Origin of the sequence: Empedobacter sp. R750 (assembly GCF_030324345.1) — a bacterium.
GTDB lineage: Bacteria > Bacteroidota > Bacteroidia > Flavobacteriales > Weeksellaceae > Empedobacter > Empedobacter falsenii_C.
The window spans coordinates 141,639-166,590 of record NZ_JACAGF010000001.1 but is presented as its reverse complement, the minus strand read 5'-3'; the positions used below and the strand labels follow the sequence as shown (position 1 = coordinate 166,590).

Sequence of the window (24,952 nt, the reverse complement as noted above, 5' to 3'; positions counted from 1 at the left end):
AATTTGATTTGAAATTACACAAAATTTAAACCAAAAAAGAAAACTTAAGTTATTTTTAAGATATATTGTAAGAATTATTTCGCTCCTTCAGCTGTTAATTCTGCAATACGTACAATAATTTCTGTTGCTTTTTCCATAGATTCTACTGGTACATATTCGTAAGGTCCGTGGAAATTGTGACCTCCAGCAAAGATATTAGGACAAGGTAATCCCATAAAAGATAAACGAGCACCGTCTGTACCACCACGAATTGGTTTGATATTTGGTGTAACTCCACAGTCTTTCAAAGCTTGTTCTGCGATTTCAACTGATTGAAATTTCTCTTTTACTTTTTCAATCATATTAAAATATTGATCAGAAACTTCTGCTGTAATTACTTCATGATCAAAGCGCTCTTGAATATCAGCAGCAATTTGTAAGAATAAAGCTTTACGCGCTTCATATTGCTCCATATCGTGATCACGGATAATGTACACCATTTTTGCTTCAGATACATTTCCTGTGATTTTAGCTAAATGGAAGAATCCTTCACGACCATCAGTTAATTCAGGAACTTCGTCGTTTGGTAATTGTGCAGCAAACTCCATCGCAATATTAGATGCATTAATCATCTTATCTTTTGCATAACCTGGGTGAACAGATTTACCTTTGATTGTAACAATTCCAGATGCAGCATTAAAGTTTTCGTACTCTAATTCTCCAATTTCAGAACCATCCATTGTGTAACCCCATTCTGCACCAAATTTCTCTACATTAAAGAAATCTGCTCCACGACCAACTTCTTCGTCAGGTGTAAATCCAATAGCGATACGTCCGTGTTTAATTTCTGGATGAGCAATCAAATACTCAGCAGCTGTTACAATTTCTGCAACACCAGCTTTATCATCAGCACCTAATAATGTTGTACCATCAGTTGTAATGATAGTTTGACCTTTATATTGAGCTAATTCAGGGAATTCGTTTGGTGATAAAATCATTGATTCGTTCAATTTGATATCTTCACCATCATAATTTTCCCAAATTTGAGGTTGTACATTTTCTCCAGAAAAATCTGGCGATGTATCCATATGAGAAACAAACCCAATTGTAGGCACTTCATGATCAACTGTAGAAGGAACATATCCGAAAACATAACCATTTTCATCAATAGAAACGTCTTCTAAACCGATTTGTTTTAACTCCTCAACCAAATAATTTGCTAAATCCCATTGACGATCTGTACTTGGAAATTTATCTAAAAAAGCCTCACTTTCAGTGTAAGTTTTAACATATTTCAAAAAGCGTGTTACCAACTTTTCTCTCCATTCTGTTTGCATTGCGTTTTAATTTTTGTCAAAATTACTAAATTATCTACCTTTAAGGCGCAAATAAACCAAAAAAATGAGTGAGCTAACTTTTAAAATTATTGAATGTCCACGTGATGCGATGCAAGGACGCAAAGATTTTATACCAACTGACAAGAAAATTGATTACTTAAATCGTTTATTGACTGTTGGTTTTGAAGCGATAGATTGTGGAAGTTTTGTTTCGCCAAAAGCGATTCCACAGATGGCGGATACGAAAGAAGTTTTAGATAATATTGATAAAACCAATTCAAAATCGAAATTGTCTGTTGTTGTTGCCAATAAAAGTGGCGCAATAAAAGCTGCTGAACACGAAAAAGTTGATATTATTGGATTTCCTTTTTCTATTTCAGAGAATTTTCAGCAATTCAACACGAATAAAAGTCGTGAAGAAGCATTTGAAATGGTGAAAGAAATCAACCAAATTGCAAATGATAATGGTAAACATATGTTAATTTATTTATCGATGGCGTTTGGAAATCCTTATGGAGAAACTTGGAATGAAGAAATCGTAAAAGAATGGTCGAAAAAAATGGCTGATATCGGAATTTCTTCAATCAATTTATCAGATACAATTGGCGTTGCAGACGAAAAAACAATTGTTGATTTGTTTCAAAATTTGATTCCTCATTATCCAGAAATTGAATTTGGTGCACATTTTCATACCGTTTATACCGAATGGCATTCTAAAGTACAAGCTGCTTATGATAATGGTTGTCGTCGTTTTGATGGTGCTATAAAAGGTTTGGGCGGTTGTCCAATGTCAAAAAGTGATATGGTCGGAAATATGCCAACCGAGAAGCTAATTAGTTTCGCAAATGAGCATAAAGAAAAACATGGTTTGAATCTTTTTGATTTCGAATCTGCTTGGAATGTTTCTTTGCGTACATTTGGCTTAGTTTAATCTTAACAATAAACTAAAAAATCAATTCTTTTGTTAAAGGAAATTAAAATATGTTGGACTTTAACAAAAAAAGTTAAATTTGCTCATCGGTAAGTTTTTTTATCGAGCTTAGAATATTAAAATGAAATTAAAGTATATGAAATTTAAATCGAGTATGATGTTGCTAATTGCAGCATTATTTACGGTAAATACTTTTGCACAAACAGCAAAACCAACACCAAAACGTCTTGCTAAAGTAGATGGTATAGCTGCTGTTGTCGGAGATCAGATTGTTTTAGAGTCTGATGTAGATCGAGATTATTTAATGTCAAAACAACAAGGGATGCAAGTCGAAGATAAATGTGATTTCCTAAACGACATTATGTTAGACAAAATGTTGGTTGATCGTGCAAAACAAGATACTTTAATCAAAGTGACACAAGATGAGGTAACTCGTCAATTAAATAGCCAAATCGAAGGTTGGATTGCTCAAGCTGGAGGAGAAAAACAAATTTTAGACTATTTCGGATTCCGTACAATGGCGGAAATGAAAAACGAAACTAAATATATCGTTGAAGATAATATTTATGCGCGTAACAAAAGAGAAATGGTTGTAAAAGGTGCTGATGCAACACCAGAAGAAGTTCGTATGTTTTTCGAAAAACACCAAGGTGAATTACCAGACGTGAAAGACGAAGTTTCGATTAGCCATATTGTAACTTATCCTGAAGTTTCACAAGAAAATCAACAAAAGATTATCGATCAATTAAAAGAAATCAAAAAAGAAATTGAAGAAGGTGCCTCTTTTGCAACGAAAGCAATTTTATATTCAGAAGATCCAGGTTCCGCAAGTAACGGAGGTGAATACAAAAAAGTTTCTCGTGGTAAAATGGTAAAAGAGTTTGATGCGGTTGCGTTTAACTTACAAGAAGGTGAAATTTCTGATCCATTCAAAACTGATTTTGGATATCATATTATTAAGTTAGAAAAACGTCGTGGACAAGAATTAGATTTGCGTCATATCTTGATTACGTTGAAACCAACGGAAGAAGAAATAAAAAAGGCTTATAATAAATTAGATTCGATTCGAGTTTTAATTAACGACGGAAAAATGACATTTAAAGATGCTGCATTAAGATTTTCTGATGATAAATACACAAAATTTAACTCAGGAAATATCATGAACCAAAATTCTGGTGACGATCGTTTCGAGAAAATGGCTTTACCTCTACCAATGTTTACAGCGATTGCAACATTGAATGAAGGAGATATTTCTCAAGTTTTCGAAGATGATTTTGATAACAGAAAAGCTTTAAGAATCTTAAAAATCAATAAATTTTATCCAGAGCATAAAATCAATTACCAAGATGATTACTATAGAATTCAAAAATTTGCAGTTCAAGATAAAGAACGTACATTGTTGATGGATTGGGTAAAACGTCAAGTTGGTGATGCTTACATTAAAATTGGAAAAGAATACCAAAGTTGTAATTTCCCGATCGATTGGGAAAAGAAAAACCAAAAATAATAGAACAAAAAACCTCGAGAATTTCTCGAGGTTTTTTTATGTCTAAAAATAAATAATCTTATTTCGCAATCGGAACTTGAGAAGGCCAAATTAATTTACTTGGATCAAACCCTACTTTCTTTGCCGAATCAGAAAATCTATCTTTTACCTTATCCGAAATCTCTTTCTTACGCGATAAAATCCATAATTTTTTATAATCTTCACTTGCGACTAATACATTATTGTAATCTTTATCAAAATCGATTACATATAATTTTTTTGCTAAAATTGGTAAAAACGTTGTTGAGAACAACCCAACATTTTCGATGTCTTGCGTTGCAATTCCTTCAATCTTTTCCCACCCTTTTTTCTTCGCATTATATCCACGCACAATCACTTCCAATTGTCCATTTTCTTCGTTCAAATTAAAACGATGCGTCACATTTGTTTGTCCTTTTTGCGCTTTATTTTCTAAACGTGCTATTTCGTACCAACGTCCTAAAAATCCACCCAAATCAAAATTTTGAGCAGGTTTGTATTTTACATTTTTCTTATTGTGATTAACGATATATGCTGTTGTCCCTAACGCCAATGCTGCAAGGGCTAATTTCTTAAAATTCATTTTACTAAAACTTAGGTTGCAAATGTATCAATAATATTAAAGTTGAAAAAATATGATTTCACATTTTGAATTAATTAAAGTTTTATTTAAATTTATTAAAACTAATTTTAATATTATTTAATTCAATGAAAAAACTTCCTGTTATATGCCCCAGCTGTGCCGAAGAATTAGCGGTCGAAAAATTAATTTGCAACCATTGCGAAACACAAGTTGTAGGAAACTATGAACTTCCTTTATTTCTGAAACTTACAAATGAAGAACAAGCATTTATTATGCAATTCTTTGTCAACTCAGGAAGTTTAAAAGACATGGCAAAAGAATTTGAAGTCAGCTATCCAACGATGCGAAATAAAGTAGATGATTTGATTAATAAAATAAAAACAATGTCTGATGAATAAAGAATTTCCAGTATCGATGTCACCTTTTTTCAAGGTTACAACTACAATTTTAATTGTATTATTAATCTTAATTGGAGGAATATTGTTTAAAGAAACACAAGTATATGTTGCGGTAATTTACACAATCATTATTTATCCATTGTTTGCGTATTATTATTTAATCTCTTTAAATAAAATTAAAGTTGATTTGAATAATATTTATCTTATTTCAAAAATTAAAACGAGTACTATTCCAATAAATGAAGTAAAAATTATTACAAGAAAATCTCAAAATAATTTGATAATTGTTGGATGCAGAGGATTTATGGGATTGATAGGGAGATCTATGGATAATTATCGATGCAATATAAAAAATCGTACAAAACTTTTTGCGATAGAATTAGAAAATGTAAAATATTTGGTAAGCTGCGACGAACCTGATGAATTTGTTAACACTATAAATACACTAAAAAATGATAAAGAAACTCCTTAATCCATTTGCATATTTCGATGAAAAAATACTGTTCATTATTGGGCTATTTTCGCATTTCTTTTTCACATACATCGCTAAAATAACGGAATCTTTTTTCCCTGATTTTTTAAGCATCAAGAAAAACGGAATTTCTTATTCTTATCTCGATTTGTTGTATCAGAACACAAGAAATTTAGCAATTGCAATCCTTCTATTTTACATTTTAGGAAAAATCATCAATAACAGAACGCGAATTATAGACATTGTAAACGTCGTTTTAATCTCAAGAATTGCTTATTACATTGTATTCATCACCGATTTTATTCCAATTGTAAACAAAAGTATGGACAAGGTTTTGAAAGGAATTACAACGAATAATCTCGAAGTTTTGCACGAAGCTTCTACAATGATTGTCATTGTAATTGTAGCTTTCATCGCGATATTTTTCTTGTGCGTAATGTTTTACTACCTGTACATTGGTTTCAAAACGGTTACAAACATGAAAAGCATCAAACAAGTTTTTGCTTTCATTGCTGTCTTGTTATTCATTATTATTTCAACCTCAATATTATCATTATTAATACCACAAAAAATATGAAAAAAGTTTTATTTGTCTTATACTTATTTGTTCTACAGTTTTTGGTCAATCAAAAAATGATTTCAAAGAATCAGATATTCAACTTAATGAAAACCAAGTTAAATTATTTGGAACATTATGTTTACCTCAAAACGCAAAATCTAAAATACCAATTGTTTTATTAATTTCTGGCTCTGGACCAACGGATAGAAATGGAAACAATAATATGATGATTAATAATTCATTGAAATATTTAGCTCATAGTTTAGCTGAAAAAGGAATTGCATCTATTCGCTATGACAAAAGAGGAATTGGAGAAAGTTCTATTGCTAATTTGGACGAATCTAAACTTACATTTGATGATTACGTTGAAGACGCAAGTAATTGGGTAACTTTCATAAAAAAAGATAAAAGATTTAGTTCTATTTCAATAGCTGGACATAGCGAAGGTTCATTAATTGGAATGCTTGCTTCAACAAAAAATGTCGACAAATTCATCTCAGTTTCTGGCGCTGGAGAACCTATCGACCAAATACTTAAGAAACAATTAACTCAACTTCCTGAAAAATTAAAAACTGAATCGTATGTTATTATAGATTCTTTGAAGAATGGAAATACTGTAAATAATATTAATCCTAATTTATCAGCATTATTTCGTAAAAGTGTACAACCATATTTAATTTCTTGGATTAAATATAATCCTGTAAATGAAATCAATAAATTAACTATTCCTTTTTTAGTGATTCAAGGTGATATGGATATACAAGTTGATACGGACAATGCTAAAAACCTTTCTCCTAAATCTGCTGTTATTATCAAAGTGATGAATCACGTTTTAAAAAACGTAACATCAAAAGAAGATTTATCTTCTTACAATAACCCAGAACTTCCAATAAATACAGAATTAGTCGAAGTCATTTCTAATTTTATCTTCAAAAAATAACCATAAAAGACAAAGCAATTAGCTTTGTCTTTTTATTTGACACTGTACCAAAAACTGTGTAAGTATAAAATTCTGCTTGGGTTAAAATCGAGCAGAATTTTTTTTATACATTTAATATTTACATATTTATGGAAACAAAAGACCTATTTCCGGATGATTTTTTCAAACATTTTAAAACTGGCGATGAACTCCAAAACTTTCTCAAAGACTTACAAAAGCGAGGAATTGAAAAAATGTTAGAAGGTGAGTTAGATGCTCACCTGGATTACGATAAGCATGATTTACGCAAGCAAGAAAATGTGCGTAATGGTTATTCTAGTAAAAAGATAAAAACGAGTTATGGCGAAGAAGAAATAAAGGTTCCTAGAGATCGTGATGCTAGTTTTAATCCGATGCTGATACCTAAACGAAAAAGCATGGTTGAAGGCTTAGAAAACGTCATTGTGTCGCTTTACGCCAAGGGAATGTCCGTTTCTGATATTGAAGAACAGATCAGAGAAGTCTACAATTTTGACGTTTCTCAATCGACCATTTCACGTATAACTGATGCTATAACTTCTGATATCGTAGCTTGGCAAAATCGCCCATTAGAACCTGTTTATCTAATCGTTTGGATGGACGGAATTGTTTTTAAGGTTAGAGAAGGTTCCAAAGTAATTAATAAAACCATTTATATCGCAGTAGGCTTAAAACGCGATGGACGCAAAGAAGTTTTAGGATTATGGTTAGGTAAAAATGAGTCATCATCCTTTTGGATGAGTGTTTTAACCGATATGAAGGCTAGAGGAACTGAAGATATCTTGATTACAGCAACCGATAACTTAAATGGTTTTACCGATACCATACGTACCGTTTTTCCTGAATCTAAAACACAAATATGTGTAGTACATCAGATTCGAAATGCTTGTAAATACGTTGTTTGGAAAGATAAGAAACAGTTTACTGCTGATATGAAAGAAATCTACAACGCGCCAACTAAACAGGCTGCTGAAGCTGCTTTAAATGATTTTGCTTCTAAGTGGGAACATAAATATTCTTATGCCATCCAAAGCTGGAAAAACAACTGGGAAGACCTTACGGTTTTCTTTGAATTCCCCGTAGATATTAGGAAAATCATATACACCACCAATCTAATTGAGAATTTAAACGGTAAAATAAGGAAGTACACTAAAAATAAATTATCCTTCCCTACAGATGAAGCTGTTATGAAATCCGTATATTTGGCTGTGAGATAAGCAACTAAAAAATGGTCTATGCCAGTAAGAAACTGGGGAGTTATTATTGATCAATTTTTAATCCTATATCAAGAAAGGGTTAGACTCTAAAAAGTAGAACCTAACCCAAGCTTAATTTTTGAACTTACACACTTTAAGAGACAGTCCTTTTTATTTAAAAATTAACAAGCAGTTCCTCCTTCAAAGTCAACTGTTTTTGTTTGTTGATCAGATTTTCGAGTAATTTTCATTGTTCCATTAGCTAAAGCTGAATCAGATTCAATATTTTGTTCTCCAATTTTTGCATGAATTTCGATAATGTAATCATCATTTTCTAAACGCAGCGTATATCCATTTTCGTTTTCAGTAGATTTGGTATCGTCATTTTTAGAAGAAAAAACTTCTCTTTTTCCATTGATTGAAATATAATTTACCCAAGTCAACTCGTCTTTAGAACTTGTTTGTAAATAGATTTCGTCTTTCATTTTACTTCCTTTTTTATAATATTCGGTCACGCAACCTACTCCATAATCTGATTCGGCAACCGAAAGTTTATCAACAACAATTTCATTTTTTGAAGAAGTTTTAAGATTAGTTTTGAGTTCTTTTTTCTCGCAAGAGTTCAACATTAGAATTGCAAAAATTAAAACGAAACATTTTATTAATTTATACATAATTAGCTTATTAAAAATTATCTCTTTGATTGTTATTTCTTGATCTACATCAATTTAAAACAATAATTGTATTTCTAAATTTACAATTCTTATTTGTGATTCGTAACAAAGGAGTTTAAAGATTATACAGATTTTTCATAGTATAAAGTTGGTTAGGTTATTTAACAAAGAGCAGAAGAAATTTTGCTCTTTGTTTGTTTTATATTTATAATCATTAAATAATTTATCATGTACTTATATTTTTATTAGTCAACAATTATTCGATTATTTACTTTTTTATTTCCAATTATTGATTGATTAATAAAATTGAAAACTTCGTCTAAATATTGTTTTCTTAATCCAGACCATTCATGTTTTCCTGAATTAGAGAAAATAGCAAAAGATGCCTGACTATATTTTCTATTCAAATCTTCTAAAGTAGCAGAACCATTTAAAGGAAAAAACCCTGGTTGATTATCCAAACAACTTCTGTGTGGTGCATTGTAAGCTGGTACAACATCATCGCTTAAACCATGTACATAAACTGTAGGCAAATGACTTTATTGTACAATCAACTACAGGAAATGTAGGAATTGGTACAAATCAACCACAAACTAAATTGGTTGTAAATGATGGTACTTCTAACCAAGCTATTTTAATAAAAGATGGAAATCAAGGTGAAGGAAAATATCTCATGAGCGATGCTAATGGTTTGGCTACATGGAAAATACCTAACTCTTTTAAATCTGCTATTGCTTGGAAATATGATGGTACTAATATTAAAATTTCTAATAACATACCATTATCAACAACTGGTGATAATATTGGTTACTATGAACCTAAAGGATCAAGTTATAGCAACCTTACACTAACAGGTTTAACAAAAGGTAAATGGATTGTAAGTATGGGAATTCGACTAAAAACTCAAGTTGAATTAGCAGATGCTTTTTGGATTCATGCAAAATTATCTAGTTCTAATACTGGTGTTACATCTAATGGATTTACAAACTTAGGCCCAGCAGGTTATGCAACAGGTTATGCGGGTGTTGTATTTGGAGATGGTAGTGTGGACGGAAGGGGATTCTTATCGGGTACTTCTATTATAGAAGTAACTTCAACCAATCCAATTAACATTTTTTTATTTTTAGAAAATATTGCGCAATGGGATTTTGAAACACAATCTCCAGAAAATTATTTTTATGCAATTCCAATTAATTAATCAACCTAATTAAAAAATATACATTATGAAAAAGATCTTACTCTTTTTAAATTCCATAATTATTTCTACTATGGCATTTGCACAAGATGGTAGAGTTGGTATAGGAACTTCAGATCCTAAACAGGTATTTCATGTGGATGCCGCAAAAAATACTTCTACTAACGATAATAAAACTATATTAGATGACGTTGTTGTAACTTCTACAGGACAAATGGGAATTGGAACTGTAACTCCAAGTAAAAAATTAGAAATTATTACGACTACTGATAATACTATAAATCCTAATGCAATAAAAATTGTAGATGGAAACCAACAAGCAAATGCTTTTTTGCAAAGTGATGCCAATGGAGTTGGGACATGGTTTGTGCAAGGAAGTATTAAACCCATAGAATTAGGAACGTGGTCTAAATCTGATGGCATATTATCATCTGATTACAATGGTTCCAATGCAAATGTAAAGAGTTTAAACTTAAAAATAGAATTAACACCAGGAGTTTGGATGGTGAATTTTGGAGCAACTTTCAAAATGAATTTCAACACTCCTCATTGGCTACACATTTATTTGTCTGACACGAATACAGGCAGAACTATGACAAAATTTAATTTTCTTGGACATGGAGGTATTAATACTGGTTATGCTGGTTTAATGATTCCTAACAAAACAGCTAGTGTCGGAAATGCCAATCTTATAAGTGGATCATCTATTATTGAAGTTTTAGAACCTAAAGATGGTTCAAAAACAGTTGTAATTTGGGTTGTTGCTGAAAATAAACCAAATAATTATTGGAATTTCAAAGCTGATAATTGGGAGAATTATTTTTATGCAGTTCCGTTAGATCTTAAATAATCAACTTAATCTTAAACAAATGAAAAAGAATTTTTTATTATATAGTATACTTTTTACAAGTATTTCTTCATATGGACAAGTGGGTATAGGAACAAGTACTCCTAAAGAAATATTACATATCGACCCTAAAAAAGACACCAACTTAGGTAGTAGTTCTCCTACTGGTTATACTGATGATGTATATATTAATTCTGTAGGTAATGTTGGAATAGGAACTATATCACCCTCAGCTAAATTAGAAATTAACTCTACTACAGCTGGTGCTATACAAATTATAGATGGAACACAAGGGAAAGACAAAGTTTTAGTAAGTGACAAAGATGGTGTTGGTACATGGAGAGATTTGCCAGTTTTCCAATACATGAAAAATGGTACATTTGTAGCAAATCAAACAATTAATTCTGATCAATCTGGTGGTTATAAATATTCGCAGGGATCTATTACCCTAAAACCTGGTAAATGGTTAATTAGTGTTGGATTAACAATTCGACTAAGAAATGATGACGCAGCTGCAAATACAAAACCTTATTGGTTAAAATTATTTCTTTCGAGTTCGCAAACTGCTCTTACACACACCTACTTCACATATACAAGTCCTGTTGTAGATAATAATTTTGGTGGTAATATGATAAAAAGTCAAGATACACATTATTATAATTTTATCACAGGTTCAACAATTATAGAAGTAACAAAAGAAGAACCAATTTATTTACTAATAGAAAATATCTATAGTTTAAAAAATGGAACTACTGGAAATTATGTCTTTGAAACACGTAATTACGAGAATTATTTATACGCTATTCCAACAAACTAATATTTGAATAAAACAATATAAAAAAGCGAATTTAACAAAGTTAAATTCGCTTTTTTATTATTAATCTTCAACTAATTTTTTCAATTTATCAAGACCTTTTCCATAAGATTTTTCCATTTGCGAATCCATCATCAGTTTCATCAAATTCATTGGGTAATCCAATTCACAATCCATACTCCACGTAATTTTTGTTCTATTTCCTTCTTTTGTTAACACGATATCAGAAGTAGCATCACTTTCGAAAGGCTTTTTGAACATCATTTTAGTTGCAATTTTTTGATTCGGAACCAAATCTGTAATCACATGACAACCTTGTCCAACATCGTCATTTCCTTCCCAGCAATACTCATCTCCAGGCTGTCCTTGCGTACCAGAATAAGTTAATTTCAAATTAGGGTCTAAATCCATCCAAGGATTCCATTCGTTAAATTTCTTTGAAGAACTTGCTTGTTCATACACCTTTTCGATAGGCACATTCAATACTCTTGATGTTTCAAAATGATATTTTTTTCCAATCGCAAACATCGTAATAGTCAATACAACAAGTAGTCCCACAACAATCCAAAGTAGTCGTTTTAATAGTTTCATAAAGTGTAATTTATTTACTACTAATTTATATTTTATTTTGATTAGAAACTATAAAATTCTCTACTTCGAGCAACAAAAAAGGTCAGAATTTCTTCTGACCTCATCATTTTTTTAAAAACTTATTTCAAATCTGGTTCATCCAACTCTTTTCCAAAATTATAACTTGCAAAACGTCCCGCTTCTTTCGGATTTACGATATCGGTTTCTTTGTCACCCCAAGGCCAACCTCCGAATTGTGTTTTTTGATATTCTGCAAAAGCATCACGAATTTCTTGCTCCGTATTCATTACAAAAGGACCATAAGCCGCTACAGACTCATTAATTGGTTCACCTTCTAAAATCAAAACTTTAGCTTGCGAATTTCCATTTTGAATGATAATTTCTTCATTTCCATTCAAGTCTGCTAAATGTCTTTGCTGAATTTTGTAATTATCAATCGAGATAACATCTACTCCATCATAAAAAAACACAAATCTGTTCATCGTTTCAGAAACTGCAGGCAATGTAAACGAAGAGTTTGGATCCATATTCAATAAAGCAATTCCGACATGATGTTTTGGATCTCGCGCCCACGAATGTGCCAAAGGATCCTGCGATTTTACACCTGCATAATCACCCAAAATCACTCGAACATTCACGTTTCTTCCCTCCTCGTCTTTCACATCTTTCTGTGGAATCGTTTCACTCCAAAGCATTTTATATGTTGGTTCTGTTAATTTATCTGACGAATGCATATTCAACCATATCTGAAATAATCGGAATGGATTATCCGTTTCATCATTCAACAACGGAAACATTTCGCCATGCAAAACGCCAGAACCAGCACTCATCAATTGCACATCGCCATTTCCATAACGACCTTTTGAACCTTTCGAATCAAAATGATCAGCAAAACCTTCTTCTACAATGGTTGCAATTTCAAAACCTCTATGCGGATGATGTGGAAAACCTGGAATTGTTTCACCATGATACATTCGCCAATCTGCATTTCTGTCAAAATCTTGACCAATGTTTTTACCTTTTAATAATTCGGCATCAACCCCCATTTTTCCATTTCCTTTTGGATACAAATCGTAATGATATGCACCTAATATAAATGGATCACGAATTGGCATTGGGCCTACAACTTTATTTATATTTTTAACTTTCATATGTATTGATTTAATGTACAAATACATATTCAAAATACGAACCAAATCACCAATTAACCCATTGATATGACAGTTCTTACAAAACAAGTTAAAGGCAAATCCTCTACAAATCAATGTAATAAGATGTCAATTTGGCATTAATAATTATTTCATGCATCTAAAAATTAGCTATTATCAGGGATAAATATTATTGGATTATTTCGGATATTTATTCAACATTCTTTAAAAAAGACTAATGAAAAAAGTATTCAAAAAAAAGCAGAAGCAACACTATAAACGATGAAAAAAATAATCAAAAAAATTAAAAAACAAGGCTATTTTGAAGATGATTTAGGACTCGAAAAATCAGAAATCAATGAATTAGAAAATCAGTTGAATTCTAAAATTCCCGATTTTTTCAAAGAATATCTCAAAAATTTCGGATTTAATGAAAATGTTTTTTGGGCAATTTTTAATGAGGAAGATGAATTTGTGGAGCAAAATGAACTCATTCAAGAACTTGGTCATACTAATTTCATTGCAATTGGTGATGAATATGCTGAGAATTTAATTGTTGCAAATATCGAAACTCAACAACTTTATTTGTTAGAAGATGACCTTTTGATTGATCTTAAAACCACTTTTGAACAGATGTTACATGAAGCCATTTCAACGTTCGATTTACCAGATTTTGATGCGCTACAAAACATTGAAACTGCGTTTAAAGTCTTGTTAGAACATAAAACTGAAATTACAACTGCATTAATAGATAGTTTGAATGCACTAATTAATGAAGCTGAACAAAATGACGATAGCTTATTTTCGATTATTATTTCAGCTGTTCCAAATAATGATTATGTGGTTTATGGAGGAAGTTTTAACGATTTCAAAAGCGTTATTGATACCGAAAACATCGATTATGATCATTTATGGAGTATTAATTCAGCCAAATATCAACAACCAATTAATTTGAATCAAACACCTTCCAAAGCGATGGATTTACTCCTTTTAGATATTCTAAAAGACTTAAAAAATGAAGGTTATTTTGAGCAACAAATTGAAAATTTCTCCATTTCTATTCAATCTGGAGATGTAAATTTCTTTACAGAAGACACTTACGATGAGGCTTTGACGAAGAAAAATAATTTAGAAACGAAAATTAAACGATTTTGGGAATCTTCGTACGATAGAACCCGATTATTGATTGAAGTTCTATAAAAAAAAGCCAAACTTCCTAAGAAATTTGGCTTATCATTTTATCGAAATAATTCTAAAATCTCGTCTATTGTAACCTTTCCAAAATAATCTGTTACATCAACAGAATTCAGAACTTTTGCAATCTCTTCGTCATTATGTTTTACACCAATTAGTTTATTTTCTAATACTTCTATCGGTTCTGAAGCAAAGAAATCGCCAAATATTTTAGCTTTTTCTATTGTTCCGCCTCGCTCAACATCCAAATGAACTTCGATAAAACCTGCTGGAATTTTCTTCGCATTTTTGAAATTATATTTCGGTGAAAAACCAAAATTCCAATCCCATGTTTGGTATTTTTCTTCAATCAATTTCGCTACACCATTCAAATCTTCGGTTGTTAAATGATAAATTGTTGCTCCTTCATTTGTTGCTAACATTTCATCAATCAACAAAGCTTTCAACTCATCCGTCGTCATTTCATTTGGAAAATATTCAATCAAATTAATTACTCGCGCACGATTGGATTTAATGGCTTTATCCACATATTTTAAGGGATTAATTTTTAACGCATCGCCTAAAACAGACATATCCGAATTAAAAAGGATCGTTCCATGTTGAATCATTTTTCCATTACGAGCCAATTTTGCATTTCCACTAAACTTTTTACCATCAACCAACAAATCATTTCTTCCTTCCAATTTTGCAGGAACATTCAAATCGTTTAACAATTTGACAACAGGTTCTGTAAAAGTCGAAAAATCCATAAAATCATTCTGTCCCAATAAAGTATGGAAAGAAAAATTTAGATTCCCTAAATCGTGATAAACAGCTCCACCACCCGACATACGACGAACAACTTTGATGTTATTTTCAGTTACATAATCCAAGTTAATTTCGGCCAATGTATTCTGAAATTTCCCAACAATAATTGACGGCGCATTGATATACAACAAAAAAATATCTTCCGTTGGATAATGGTACAATAAATATTCTTCTAAAGCTATATTGAAATACGCATCGTGAGATGGCGAATCGATGATAATCATACAAATTATTTTTGCAAAGTTAGGAAGAAATTTATGGAATCAAAAAGAGACAACTTTCCTAAAAAAGTTGTCTCACCGCATTTATAATATAAACTATTAAAGAGAATGTTAAATGTTTGTCATCATTTAAATTCCAGTAAACTTAATTCCTAAACTCATCCAAGTTGTTGGTAACGGAATTGCTCCAGCTTCGTTATATGTTGTGTTAAAAATGTTTTGCGCATCAAAATAAATACTCAAATTATTTTTGAATGAATGATTAATTCTTGCATCAGTAATCCAATAAGATTTATACGATTGACGTGTATTGTAACGATTCGCAACACTTAAAGTAGTTCTTCCGATTGTAAAATCTATTGTATTGATTAACTGATGTTTTAAGCTTTCTATCTTATATTTAGAATTGTATTGATCATCCACATTTTTAAACTCAGGATCAAGATAAGAATAGCTCAAAGAAAACTTCAAATTTTGATTCGCAGAAAGATTTGCTAAGTACGAAACCTTCGTATTAAATCCGTGTGTTTTCAAATCTCCAAAATTTTGTGCTTGCCATGGCTCATTAGATGTTAAACGTACCCAATCGATAAAATCTGTGATCGAACGATAAAAATAATAGGCATTAAACGTCCAATTTCTCTTGTTATATTTGAATCCAATTTCAGTTTGAAAAGCCTTCTCAGATTCAACATTTGCATTCCCAATATTTCCTGGTCGCTGATCTAAATATAAATCTGTAAACGAAGGAATTCGTTGACTTGTTCCTGCATTTACCATCAATTTCAAGTTCGAATTAACTGCATAACTCGCATCAATTCCCGGGAAAGCTTGCCAACCATATTGCGAATTATAGTTAACATATGTTCCGACATTTACATTCAATTTTGGTGTAATATCCGTCTTATATTCCGCATAAAAGCCAACATTATCGCGTGTATGATTTTTGATACTTGTGGATGAAATTTGCTCATTTCGATACTCAACTCCTACTCCAATCTGCCCTTTATTCAATTGATACGTCGAGTTAACTTCTCCCGAAATAGAATTTGAATAATGCAGAGAACGAGCTTTACTCAAATCGTTTTTATAATAGCGATAATCATCAAAATTGTAACGATAACTCACTCGTGGCGCTAAGGTAATTCGATCCGATAATAGATGTTTTGATTGAATGTTAACTAATGTTGTTTCAACCAATTCTTTCGAATTTTTATCACCCGGAGATGCATAAAAACCATTAGCTCCGAAACTATTTTTCACATAACCATACGAAACAACTAAACTATTGGCATCATCAAACTGAAAGTTCCCTTGATAATACAATTTATTGTTCTCGTAAGCCGTATTGTATCGGTACCCATTTCCCCAATCATGGCTCACATACAACTGATGTTGATGCGTTTCTTTTGCCAAATTTGCACCAAGCTGCACACCTCTACTTGCGTAGGTATCGCCCGTATCTTCGCTATCTTTCTTAAAATTTGTTCCAAAATAGGTATTCGCATAAACGCCCGTTTTCTTTGGTTGACGCGTGACAATATTAATGACACCTGTCAAACTATTATTTCCATAAACACGAGCAGCCGGACCACGTACCACTTCAATTCTGTCGATCGCTTCTAATGGAATGGGAAGATTTAGCGCATTATGAGCTGTTTGATGATCCATAATTTTTACACCATTCAACAAAATCAATGTTTGTTCAAAACTTCCGCCATCCATTGAAATATCAGCTTGCGTTCCAAACGGTCCTCGTTGACGCAAGTCTATTCCAGATGCATACTGCAACACATCCTGTAAAGAACGTGCAGGTAATTTGTTTATTTCTGATTTACTTAACACATAAATGTTTCTATTTTCTTTAGAAAGTGGCGTATTCAGACGGTTATCTAATATAGATACTTCTCCTATCGCAATGGTATCATTCGCATTTTGTGCAAAAATACTTTGTGCAGCTAAACACAATACCATAGTAATCTTCTTCATTTTTGACTAATTATTTAATTAATTGAGTTAAATCTGATGCGAAAGTAGTACCTTTCCGACCTATCAGAATATACCAGTTTATAAATAATGAATAGTCCGGCTGAAATACCATACAAAAGTTTTATCGAAATCGAACGCAATTCGGATACATCGATTTATCTTCAATTAGCGAATCAACTGGCTAAAGCAATACAATTAGGCTATATTCCAAGTGGAACAAAACTACTAGGAACGAGGCAATTAAGTGAGATTTTAACGCTTCACCGCAATACAATTGTCAATAGTTTTCAAGAACTTGAAGCCCAAGGTTGGATAGAAATCGTTCCAAATAAAGGAAGTTATGTACTGAGTCAATCTTCTCAAAAGTTTCAGAAAACCATTGTTCCAAAGCAATTTTCAATCAATTTGTATCCTGATAAAACGGGTTTTCAATTCGAACAATCGATACTTTTGGATAATCCGTACGAAAGTTTCAATCAACGCTTATATTTAACTGATGGAACAATCGATCATCGGTTAGCAGAACTAAAACTTCCAGCTAAATTATATTCAGCTATTTTAAAACGAAAAACTTCAATTTCAAAAGTAAATCAGCCTAAAAATGATTATTTTTTAAAAAATTTAGCAAATTATCTCAATTTGACACGAGGTTTACATATTTCTAAAGAGAATATTCTGGTGACGAGAAGTTCGGAAATTTCACTTTTTTTGATTGCTGAAATTCTGCTAAAACAAAATGATGTTGTTGCAGTTTCAAATTTAAGTTATTATAAAAGTAACATGATTTTTCAGACGCAATTTGCTAAAATCAAACAAATAAAAACGGATGAATTTGGAATTGACACGGATGATTTAAGAAGATTGTGCGAGCAATTGCCGATACGAATTGTATATGTTACGCCACATCATCATTATCCGACAACGGTTACACTAAGTTCACAAAGGAGAGTAGAATTACTACAACTTTCGCAGGAATTTGGGTTTGCAATTGTGGAAGATGATTACGATTTTGATTTCCATTACAGCAATCATCCTATTTTACCGTTGGCAAGTTCAGATCAAAATGGAATGGTTATTTACACCGGAAAATTTGGCCATTATCTTGCTCCAGGTTATCGAATTGGATTTATTGTAGCACCAAAAAATCTAATTCTCGAAGCGAAGAAACACTTGTCTATTCTTGATCAGCAAGTTGATCCATTTATCGAGCAAGTTTTAGGTGAAATGATTAGCGAAGGCGAAATTAATCGAATTCTAAAAAAACATCGTAAAACTTATCGAGAGCGACGCGATTATTTTTGTCAAAAATTAAAAACTGAATTAAATGATTTGATCAGTTTTACGAATCCAAATGGAGGTTTAGCGGTTTGGATTAATTTTAATCAACCTATAAATTTGATGGAATTAAAACGAAATTGCGCAAAAAATGAATTGTTTATTCCGCAAACAATTTTATATCAAACCCAACATCAAACTGGAATTCGCCTTGGATTTGCACATCTAAATTTTGAAGAAATAGATGAAGTGGTTTCAATTTTGAAACAAGAAATCACAAAAAAAGCTGAATAAATTTCAGCTTTTATATTTTATTTTTTATCTCTCAACTTGAATGTCCACGTAAATTCAAATTCTGAAACAACATCTCCTTCCTCGTCTACGCCTCTACTTGTCACATTTAGCGATACACCTTTCTTGGTTTCGATCGCTTCTTTTATAACCTCATCTATTTTTTCTCCATCTTCGCAAGTAAATACAATTTTACCAACAGCTTTCTTCAAATACTTCGATTGCATTCCCAAAACCAACATCGAAACATCTTCTCCCGATTTCGAAATCTTAGCATTTGCCATAAAACCAGAAGAAAATTCTGCCGCCATTCCTTGCACTGCCCAAAACATACTTTTGAATGGATTTTGGTTAAGGAATCCATATTTTACTCGTGTCGAAACTTTATTTTCTTCCCACGACTCCAAACGAACACCCGCAATCCATGCAATCGGAATTTGAGTTGTCAATATATTTTTAAAAAGTTCTTTGTTCATCTTATTAATTGATCAAAAGGGTTAATAGAAATAAATGTAAACGTTTTATTTGACTTATTTTCTATAATTATAGTTGAATGTTCATCTAAAATAGAAAATAGTATAAAACTTCATTTTTCAGCGTAACAGAGAATTTCAATTTTCTTTTGATTTAGACATCGCTTAATCTCAGACTTAGACTTACCTTTCTTTTCACATCTAAAATCATTAATCTGTAAACTTCCCCTCAAACCAAATACTTTTTATATTTTACATAGTACAATTCTAAAAAATAGTTTGTTTTAGTTTATCCTTTTCATTTTTAAAATAGTATTTTGCATAGATGAATGTTTTCTCTTATCATATCGCAAAGCTTAGCTATTTTCAAGCCTTTAAATTGATGCTTTTTCCTTTGAAAACAAATAAGATTATTGGATTAATATATGCTGAAACGATGTCTGCAATGAAATTAGGTTCTCCTATTTTTTCAAAAACGAGGATTTTTAATCAAACTATTGTTGTATTTGCGCAATGGGAAGATGAAAAATCTTTAGAAAACTTTTTAAAAAATAATTCTCACGGAAAACTTTTAGCGAAAGGATGGCATGTTCGATTAGATTTTTTGAGACAATGGGGAAATATTTCTGGTTTTCAAATTCCGACAGAAGAAATGGAGGAAAACAGAAAAAATGAGCCTGTTGTTGCGGTAACAATTGCACGAATGAAATACACAGAGATTCCTCGTTTTCTACGCTGGGGAAGACCTGTCGAGAAATTAGTTCGAGATCACAAAGGCACTACACTTTCGTTGGCTTCTATTCGATATCCCAATATTATTTCGACATTTTCGATTTGGAAATCTCAATCAGAAATGACGTATATGGTGAATGGACATAGCAAAATGCCTGACCCAAAAAGACATGCTAACGCAATGAAAGAGCGTAATCGAAAGGATTTTCATTTTGAATTTACAACACTTCGTTTTAAACCAATTTCTGAACATGGACAATGGAATAATTGCAATTCTTTTCTTCCTAATAATGAAAATATTTAGATGAATTTAGCTTTTACAATGCAAAAATTTCAGGATTGGTTTACACAACAATGGGTAATTCTTTGGGGAAGAAAAATTAATCAAAACGATTATTCGTGGTTGATTGCTCCTTTCGGTGAATTGAACGGAATTGGTGAAGATTTTATATATCAATTAGCGAAAAAAGAGAATTTTATTATTACTCGAAATTCAACTTCAAAAGGCTTATTAACTTCTATTCATGAATTGAATTTAACTGATGATCAGCTCGAAAATCTATCAAAAAAGGTGATTGATTTTTATGAAGCTACCTCAGATTATAATTTAGAATTCAATGTAAAATGGAATCCTTATTTTTCTTTTTTTGGTTATTTGGTCAATCGTTTATTTAGTCAACGGATTAATCAATTAAATATTCCAACAAAAAATATTGCACAATCCGAAGATTTAATAAATGAAATCATTACGCTAAATCATCCGCAAAGCAACAAAGTTATTTATACCATTTGGTTGAGAAAATTCAAAAATTCAGGCAAAGTGATTTATTCTGGTATTTACGGAACGTGTACACTTCCTTCTGGTAAAACCTGTATCAAAGCTGTTTTTCCTCTACCAAAAGGCAATGCAACAGTTATTATGAAACCAACTGTTGGTCTTGAAAATGAATTGATTTTAGATTCGAGCGGAAAACAATTTGGCGATGCTGGTTTCTATTTTTTATTGAATGATGCTAAACACAATTATTGGGCTCAATTTATTTCTTCGTTTACCGATCAATTAATTGTAAAAGAAAAAGATAATCATTTACAAGCAATTCAAACCCTAAAACTTTGGGGATGTAAAGTTTCGCAATTTATATATCGCATTCGGAAGAAACCCAAATAAAACGATTTCTTCACATAAATTTACAAATAGTTTTAATTAGCTTTATAAAATGAATCATTCAGAAATATTTTACAAAGTTGATATCGTTGTGATTGGAGCTGGACAAGCTGGTTTGTCTGCAGCTTATCATCTCAAAAAAAGAGGAATAAAACCTGGAAAAGGTTTTGTGATTTTAGATGACGAACCACATGCTGGCGGCGCTTGGCAACATAGATGGGATTCGTTGACATTGAGTACGGTGAACGGAATTAATGATTTACCAGGCTTGACTTTTGCCGAAGCTGTGCATATACAAGACAAGGAATTGCAAGCAAATAAAGCTGTTCCTGCTTATTACGAAAAGTATGAAAAAGAATATGATTTTCCCATCATTAGACCATTGCGCGTTGATAAAGTAGAAGAAAATAATGGTCGATTTCTTATCCGAACAAATGGTGTTCAATTTAGTGCGAGAGGAATTGTAAATGCAACAGGAACCTGGAAAACTCCTAATATTCCTCATTATCCTGGAATCGAAAAGTTTGAAGGAAGACAATTGCATACCAATCAATATAAAAATGCCAAAGAATTTATTGGGCAACATGTGATTATTGTGGGAGGTGGAATTTCTGCCGTTCAATTATTAGGCGAAATCTCAAAAGTTACCGAAACAACTTGGGTAACAAGAAGACCGCCCGATTTTAGAGATAACAAATTCACCGAAGAATTAGGACGAGAAGCCGTAGCAATGGTAGATAAACGCGTGAGAGAAGGATTACCTACTCAATCGGTGGTGTCTGTTACCGGTTTACCTATCACGCCTGCAATCGAAAGTTTGTTACATACAGATGTTTTAGATCGCAAACCAATGTTTGATGAAATTATAGAAACAGGCGTTAAATGGAACGACGGAACGGTATTAAATGCTGATGTAATCTTCTGGAATACTGGTTTTCGACATAGTTTGGATCATCTTGATCCTCTTCATTTACAAAATGAGAAAGGCGGAATCGAAATGAGTGGAAAATTAGCTACACAAGTTGCTAAAGATCCAAGAATTCATTTAACGGGATACGGTCCATCTGCCTCTACAATTGGTGCAAATAGAGCCGGCGCAGCTGTTGCAAGAGAAATAATTGTTTATTTAGGTTTATAACTTTAACATTTATTTAATCAACGTATTTAGTATTAAATAATTACATATAAAAATCTAATATTAAATGGATAATTTATTTGATTAGAGCAGATTAAAATTAACTTTTTTCATTATAAATAATCAATAATTTTATGAGTTCTATGATTTTAATTAGTGGAATTCACAATCCTAACGATTATATTTGTAAAAATTTAAAATTAGTAATGACAGCAGTAATCATTATCTTTGTTATACATTGGTATGCTTCTTTATTTTTCCAAACTTTTTTTCATCACCGATATGCATCACATGCAATGTTTACGATGTCAAGAGCTTGGGAAAAAATCTTTCACGTTTTAGCGTGGATTTTTCAAGGTTCATCTTATCTAAGTCCCTACACATACGGGGTTATGCACAGACATCACCACGCGTATGCCGACACAGAAAAAGATCCACATTCGCCACAATATGATCCAAATTTCTTTGCGATGATGTGGAGAACTCGTATTGTTTACAATGAAATCGATCACGATAAAACACAAGTTTTAGAAAAATTCAAAAAAGGCGTTCCTTCTTGGCGTTCTTGGGATAGATTTGCAGGAAATAATGCTGTACGTTTAGCTTGGGTAATCATTTACATATTAATTTATGTTGCTGTTGATGCACCACTATGGACGTATTTTGTATTCATCCCGATGCAAGTTTTAATGAGCCCTCTACATGGTGTAATCATCAACTGGTTTTCACACAAATTAGGTTATCGCAATTACGATGTTGGAGATACTTCGACAAACTTAATGCCGATTGACTGGTTAATGTGGGGAGAATGTTTACATAACAATCACCATAAATTTGGTGGACGTCCTAATTTCGCGGTTAAGAAATGGGAATTCGATCCAATGTATCCATGCATTTGGGCAATGAATAAACTGAATATTATTCAGTTCAAAAAAGGTAAATTAGACACCGATTATATGTAAAATGAAAGCGATTCAAATTATTGAATCGCTTTTTTTATTTCTTTTGATAAACAATACTTTCTATATATTTCTTGAAAAAGAATTTATGTTCGACGATTTTCAAATACAACATAAAACTTTGTTTCATTTTAGGTAACTGAGAAATATCCAAACCAATAACAATTCTAAAGAAGCTCAACATCACATTCGTTACACTTTTTTGCCAACCTTTCTGATTTTGTACAAAATCAACATAAAACCACAATCCTCCTATTTTCAAATACGAATTTAATTGGTTAAATAATTCTTCTGCTTTAGGTTGATTAAAATGATCAAACAAAAAAGTTGTCATCACCACATCATATTTTTTATCCGTTTCGAAATCAAAAATATCTGCAACAATAAAATTGATGTTTAAATTCGACGTCTTTTCTTTTTGGGCTAAATCAATCATTTTCGAAGAAAAATCAACATAATCTATGTCCAATTTTAGATTTAATTTTTCTATTTCAGCGATAAATTTTCCTGCTCCTCCTCCAACCCACAAGATTTTATCATTCTCTTTCAAATGTTTCAAAATCACAAAATGAGCCTGATGTTGACGATTCAAAAAAATCAACTGGCTCAACGAATGATAATATGGCGCGATAAAATTGTAGTTCATTATTCGAATAAAATTACGCTTAAAATTCCACAAATTGCTTTCAATAAAATCATTCCATCGATTGCAATTAAATAATATAAAATGGCTTTTGGACGATTGAGTTTAAAGGCAAAAATAGCTAAACAAACAATCGGAATTAACATAAACAAAATGCGGTGAAGCGGCAATCCATACCATATTCCGAAGATTACAAAACTCAAAAATCCTAGAAATATTAAAGGTAAAATAATGCGGTTCAACGTAAAATGATAACCATATTTTACAACAAAGGTTTTTAAGTTTCGGTTACTATCATCTTCATAATCTTTCAAATCAAACAAAATCGCATTCACAACGCAATACATAAAGGTTTGAGAAAATAGAAAATAGAATTTTGCATCAATCACATAATGCGTTTCATTCTTCAACATCAAAAATAAAACAGGTAAAAAAACGGTTGTAATTGCCCAAGTCCAGCCAATTAAAAATGGCTTTAACAACATCGTTTTACGCAACGAAATACCTAATTTGAAATCATAATAGCCAAAAGATAAAATTGCTGTAAAAAATAAGACAGCCAACCATTTCCAAGTTAATATTTCGTAATTCGGTAAACAATTTAGTGCTAAAATAATTCCAGAAACTAAAGCGATTACGGCTAAAATAGCGGTATAAATACAAACAGATTTACGATGAGTAATGTAAAACTGAGTTCTTGGATTACTTGATGATTTTAAAGATTTTGGAATTCTGTAGGCATACAAATAAAACAATACGGTAATGGTGCTAATAAAAGCGTAATACGCAATTGAATTAAACGGTAAACCAATTTTGATATTCGTCTCTATATTGAGCACGATAGAAAGTAGAATTAAAAAA

26 protein-coding genes and 1 pseudogene are annotated in these 24,952 nt (G+C 31.7%); 16 read left to right on the top strand and 11 right to left on the bottom strand.

The genetic code is table 11. The annotated features are described in order from the left end of the window. Window positions 1-74: 74 nt before the first annotated feature. Window positions 75-1,316 carry a peptidase T gene (gene pepT, locus HXZ74_RS00900; RefSeq protein ID WP_280061375.1) on the bottom strand — a complete coding sequence of 414 codons (1,242 nt, stop codon included), beginning with the start codon at window positions 1,314-1,316 and terminating at the stop codon, window positions 75-77. Window positions 1,317-1,380: 64 nt separating this feature from the next. Between pepT and HXZ74_RS00895 the strand changes: the two genes are divergently transcribed. Both HXZ74_RS00895 and HXZ74_RS00890 read left to right on the top strand, forming a co-directional pair. After that, window positions 1,381-2,247 carry a hydroxymethylglutaryl-CoA lyase-like TIM-barrel protein gene (locus tag HXZ74_RS00895; RefSeq protein WP_115000675.1) on the top strand — a complete coding sequence of 289 codons (867 nt, stop codon included), beginning with the start codon at window positions 1,381-1,383 and terminating at the stop codon, window positions 2,245-2,247. A 136-nt stretch (window positions 2,248-2,383) separates the two neighbouring features. Then, complete coding sequence (locus tag HXZ74_RS00890; RefSeq protein ID WP_244958045.1) at window positions 2,384-3,754, top strand: peptidylprolyl isomerase; 1,371 nt, start codon at window positions 2,384-2,386, stop codon at window positions 3,752-3,754. Between the two features lie 58 nt (window positions 3,755-3,812). Here HXZ74_RS00890 and HXZ74_RS00885 read toward each other — a convergent pair whose 3' ends face one another. Continuing rightward, window positions 3,813-4,355, bottom strand: coding sequence for a lipocalin family protein (locus HXZ74_RS00885; RefSeq protein ID WP_286473417.1), 543 nt, complete (start codon window positions 4,353-4,355; stop codon window positions 3,813-3,815). 125 nt (window positions 4,356-4,480) lie between these two features. On the opposite strand from HXZ74_RS00885, the gene HXZ74_RS00880 reads away from it, so the two are divergent. The 5 genes and pseudogenes from HXZ74_RS00880 to HXZ74_RS00860 all read left to right on the top strand — a co-directional run bounded on the left by HXZ74_RS00880 (window position 4,481) and on the right by HXZ74_RS00860 (window position 8,049). Next, window positions 4,481-4,753 (top strand): DUF2089 family protein, encoded by a 273-nt coding sequence (locus HXZ74_RS00880; protein WP_038331614.1) that lies wholly within the window; start codon window positions 4,481-4,483, stop codon window positions 4,751-4,753. Further along, window positions 4,746-5,225, top strand: a complete 480-nt coding sequence (locus tag HXZ74_RS00875) for a PH domain-containing protein (protein WP_286473416.1) — start codon at window positions 4,746-4,748, stop codon at window positions 5,223-5,225. Before HXZ74_RS00880 ends, HXZ74_RS00875 begins: the two co-directional genes overlap by 8 nt. Then, window positions 5,206-5,802 (top strand): hypothetical protein, encoded by a 597-nt coding sequence (locus HXZ74_RS00870; RefSeq protein ID WP_286473414.1) that lies wholly within the window; start codon window positions 5,206-5,208, stop codon window positions 5,800-5,802. The genes HXZ74_RS00875 and HXZ74_RS00870 overlap by 20 nt, the downstream gene beginning before the upstream one ends. Window positions 5,803-5,812: 10 nt before the next feature. Then, on the top strand, window positions 5,813-6,724 hold the full coding sequence (locus HXZ74_RS00865) for an alpha/beta hydrolase family protein (RefSeq protein ID WP_353619251.1): 912 nt from the start codon (window positions 5,813-5,815) through the stop codon (window positions 6,722-6,724). 128 nt (window positions 6,725-6,852) lie between these two features. Further along, a pseudogene (locus HXZ74_RS00860) lies at window positions 6,853-8,049 on the top strand (IS256 family transposase). 71 nt (window positions 8,050-8,120) lie between these two features. Here HXZ74_RS00860 and HXZ74_RS00855 read toward each other — a convergent pair. Together HXZ74_RS00855 and HXZ74_RS00850 are read right to left on the bottom strand one after the other, a co-directional pair. Then, on the bottom strand, window positions 8,121-8,567 hold the full coding sequence (locus HXZ74_RS00855; RefSeq protein ID WP_038331602.1) for a hypothetical protein: 447 nt from the start codon (window positions 8,565-8,567) through the stop codon (window positions 8,121-8,123). Between the two features lie 290 nt (window positions 8,568-8,857). Next, window positions 8,858-9,145: a hypothetical protein gene (locus tag HXZ74_RS00850; protein WP_115000681.1), complete on the bottom strand. Its 288-nt coding sequence runs from the start codon at window positions 9,143-9,145 to the stop codon at window positions 8,858-8,860. 65 nt (window positions 9,146-9,210) lie between these two features. Here HXZ74_RS00850 and HXZ74_RS00845 point away from each other — a divergent pair, with 65 nt between their 5' ends. From HXZ74_RS00845 to HXZ74_RS00835, 3 genes are read left to right on the top strand one after another with little or no spacing between them, the layout of a single operon-like run. Next, window positions 9,211-9,810 (top strand): hypothetical protein, encoded by a 600-nt coding sequence (locus HXZ74_RS00845; RefSeq protein WP_115000685.1) that lies wholly within the window; start codon window positions 9,211-9,213, stop codon window positions 9,808-9,810. Between the two features lie 25 nt (window positions 9,811-9,835). Then, a complete protein-coding gene (locus HXZ74_RS00840) occupies window positions 9,836-10,657 on the top strand; it encodes a hypothetical protein (RefSeq protein WP_147280000.1) in 822 nt (273 codons plus the stop codon). Between the two features lie 19 nt (window positions 10,658-10,676). After that, complete coding sequence (locus HXZ74_RS00835) at window positions 10,677-11,471, top strand: hypothetical protein (protein ID WP_286473412.1); 795 nt, start codon at window positions 10,677-10,679, stop codon at window positions 11,469-11,471. Between the two features lie 60 nt (window positions 11,472-11,531). Here HXZ74_RS00835 and HXZ74_RS00830 read toward each other — a convergent pair whose 3' ends face one another. Both HXZ74_RS00830 and HXZ74_RS00825 read right to left on the bottom strand, forming a co-directional pair. Next, window positions 11,532-12,059 carry an SRPBCC family protein gene (locus HXZ74_RS00830; protein ID WP_280061368.1) on the bottom strand — a complete coding sequence of 176 codons (528 nt, stop codon included), beginning with the start codon at window positions 12,057-12,059 and terminating at the stop codon, window positions 11,532-11,534. 119 nt (window positions 12,060-12,178) lie between these two features. Further along, window positions 12,179-13,210: a pirin family protein gene (locus HXZ74_RS00825; RefSeq protein ID WP_038331594.1), complete on the bottom strand. Its 1,032-nt coding sequence runs from the start codon at window positions 13,208-13,210 to the stop codon at window positions 12,179-12,181. Window positions 13,211-13,489: 279 nt separating this feature from the next. On the opposite strand from HXZ74_RS00825, the gene HXZ74_RS00820 reads away from it, so the two are divergent. Beyond that, window positions 13,490-14,407 carry a hypothetical protein gene (locus HXZ74_RS00820; RefSeq protein ID WP_038331591.1) on the top strand — a complete coding sequence of 306 codons (918 nt, stop codon included), beginning with the start codon at window positions 13,490-13,492 and terminating at the stop codon, window positions 14,405-14,407. Between the two features lie 38 nt (window positions 14,408-14,445). Here the strand turns inward: HXZ74_RS00820 and lplA are convergent, their stop codons facing one another. After that, window positions 14,446-15,432, bottom strand: a complete 987-nt coding sequence (lplA, locus tag HXZ74_RS00815; RefSeq protein WP_286473409.1) for a lipoate--protein ligase — start codon at window positions 15,430-15,432, stop codon at window positions 14,446-14,448. A gap of 126 nt (window positions 15,433-15,558) precedes the next feature. Beyond that, entirely contained in the window at window positions 15,559-17,418 is a 1,860-nt protein-coding gene (locus HXZ74_RS00810) for a TonB-dependent receptor plug domain-containing protein (protein ID WP_286473408.1), read from the bottom strand. Window positions 17,419-17,505: 87 nt separating this feature from the next. Between HXZ74_RS00810 and HXZ74_RS00805 the strand changes: the two genes are divergently transcribed. Beyond that, on the top strand, window positions 17,506-18,987 hold the full coding sequence (locus HXZ74_RS00805; RefSeq protein ID WP_286473407.1) for an aminotransferase-like domain-containing protein: 1,482 nt from the start codon (window positions 17,506-17,508) through the stop codon (window positions 18,985-18,987). A gap of 17 nt (window positions 18,988-19,004) precedes the next feature. Here HXZ74_RS00805 and HXZ74_RS00800 read toward each other — a convergent pair whose 3' ends face one another. After that, window positions 19,005-19,460, bottom strand: coding sequence for a DUF4442 domain-containing protein (locus HXZ74_RS00800; protein ID WP_286473406.1), 456 nt, complete (start codon window positions 19,458-19,460; stop codon window positions 19,005-19,007). A gap of 391 nt (window positions 19,461-19,851) precedes the next feature. Here HXZ74_RS00800 and HXZ74_RS00795 point away from each other — a divergent pair, with 391 nt between their 5' ends. The 4 genes from HXZ74_RS00795 (at window position 19,852) to HXZ74_RS00780 (ending at window position 23,451) form a co-directional block, all read left to right on the top strand. Next, entirely contained in the window at window positions 19,852-20,493 is a 642-nt protein-coding gene (locus HXZ74_RS00795) for a hypothetical protein (protein ID WP_347881103.1), read from the top strand. Then, complete coding sequence (locus HXZ74_RS00790; RefSeq protein WP_280061360.1) at window positions 20,494-21,357, top strand: hypothetical protein; 864 nt, start codon at window positions 20,494-20,496, stop codon at window positions 21,355-21,357. A gap of 49 nt (window positions 21,358-21,406) precedes the next feature. After that, a complete protein-coding gene (locus HXZ74_RS00785; RefSeq protein WP_280061359.1) occupies window positions 21,407-22,492 on the top strand; it encodes an NAD(P)-binding domain-containing protein in 1,086 nt (361 codons plus the stop codon). 203 nt (window positions 22,493-22,695) lie between these two features. Further along, the gene (locus HXZ74_RS00780; protein ID WP_038331764.1) at window positions 22,696-23,451 is read left to right on the top strand and encodes an acyl-CoA desaturase; all 756 of its coding nucleotides are present in this window, start codon (window positions 22,696-22,698) and stop codon (window positions 23,449-23,451) included. 34 nt (window positions 23,452-23,485) lie between these two features. Here HXZ74_RS00780 and HXZ74_RS00775 read toward each other — a convergent pair whose 3' ends face one another. Then, window positions 23,486-24,094 carry a class I SAM-dependent methyltransferase gene (locus tag HXZ74_RS00775; RefSeq protein ID WP_280061358.1) on the bottom strand — a complete coding sequence of 203 codons (609 nt, stop codon included), beginning with the start codon at window positions 24,092-24,094 and terminating at the stop codon, window positions 23,486-23,488. After that, a complete protein-coding gene (locus tag HXZ74_RS00770) occupies window positions 24,094-24,930 on the bottom strand; it encodes a UbiA prenyltransferase family protein (RefSeq protein ID WP_286473405.1) in 837 nt (278 codons plus the stop codon). The genes HXZ74_RS00775 and HXZ74_RS00770 overlap by 1 nt, the downstream gene beginning before the upstream one ends. Window positions 24,931-24,952 lie beyond the last annotated feature (22 nt).

Coding starts and splice junctions, on each gene's coding strand:
- pepT (WP_280061375.1), bottom strand. CDS start 1,316: ATGCAAACAGAATGGAGAGAAAAGTTGGTAACACGCTTTTTGAAATAT.
- HXZ74_RS00895 (WP_115000675.1), top strand. CDS start 1,381: ATGAGTGAGCTAACTTTTAAAATTATTGAATGTCCACGTGATGCGATG.
- HXZ74_RS00890 (WP_244958045.1), top strand. CDS start 2,384: ATGAAATTTAAATCGAGTATGATGTTGCTAATTGCAGCATTATTTACG.
- HXZ74_RS00885 (WP_286473417.1), bottom strand. CDS start 4,355: ATGAATTTTAAGAAATTAGCCCTTGCAGCATTGGCGTTAGGGACAACA.
- HXZ74_RS00880 (WP_038331614.1), top strand. CDS start 4,481: ATGAAAAAACTTCCTGTTATATGCCCCAGCTGTGCCGAAGAATTAGCG.
- HXZ74_RS00875 (WP_286473416.1), top strand. CDS start 4,746: ATGAATAAAGAATTTCCAGTATCGATGTCACCTTTTTTCAAGGTTACA.
- HXZ74_RS00870 (WP_286473414.1), top strand. CDS start 5,206: ATGATAAAGAAACTCCTTAATCCATTTGCATATTTCGATGAAAAAATA.
- HXZ74_RS00855 (WP_038331602.1), bottom strand. CDS start 8,567: ATGTTGAACTCTTGCGAGAAAAAAGAACTCAAAACTAATCTTAAAACT.
- HXZ74_RS00840 (WP_147280000.1), top strand. CDS start 9,836: ATGAAAAAGATCTTACTCTTTTTAAATTCCATAATTATTTCTACTATG.
- HXZ74_RS00835 (WP_286473412.1), top strand. CDS start 10,677: ATGAAAAAGAATTTTTTATTATATAGTATACTTTTTACAAGTATTTCT.
- HXZ74_RS00830 (WP_280061368.1), bottom strand. CDS start 12,059: ATGAAACTATTAAAACGACTACTTTGGATTGTTGTGGGACTACTTGTT.
- HXZ74_RS00825 (WP_038331594.1), bottom strand. CDS start 13,210: ATGAAAGTTAAAAATATAAATAAAGTTGTAGGCCCAATGCCAATTCGT.
- HXZ74_RS00820 (WP_038331591.1), top strand. CDS start 13,490: ATGAAAAAAATAATCAAAAAAATTAAAAAACAAGGCTATTTTGAAGAT.
- lplA (WP_286473409.1), bottom strand. CDS start 15,432: ATGATTATCATCGATTCGCCATCTCACGATGCGTATTTCAATATAGCT.
- HXZ74_RS00810 (WP_286473408.1), bottom strand. CDS start 17,418: ATGAAGAAGATTACTATGGTATTGTGTTTAGCTGCACAAAGTATTTTT.
- HXZ74_RS00805 (WP_286473407.1), top strand. CDS start 17,506: ATGAATAGTCCGGCTGAAATACCATACAAAAGTTTTATCGAAATCGAA.
- HXZ74_RS00800 (WP_286473406.1), bottom strand. CDS start 19,460: ATGAACAAAGAACTTTTTAAAAATATATTGACAACTCAAATTCCGATT.
- HXZ74_RS00790 (WP_280061360.1), top strand. CDS start 20,494: ATGAATTTAGCTTTTACAATGCAAAAATTTCAGGATTGGTTTACACAA.
- HXZ74_RS00785 (WP_280061359.1), top strand. CDS start 21,407: ATGAATCATTCAGAAATATTTTACAAAGTTGATATCGTTGTGATTGGA.
- HXZ74_RS00780 (WP_038331764.1), top strand. CDS start 22,696: ATGACAGCAGTAATCATTATCTTTGTTATACATTGGTATGCTTCTTTA.
- HXZ74_RS00775 (WP_280061358.1), bottom strand. CDS start 24,094: ATGAACTACAATTTTATCGCGCCATATTATCATTCGTTGAGCCAGTTG.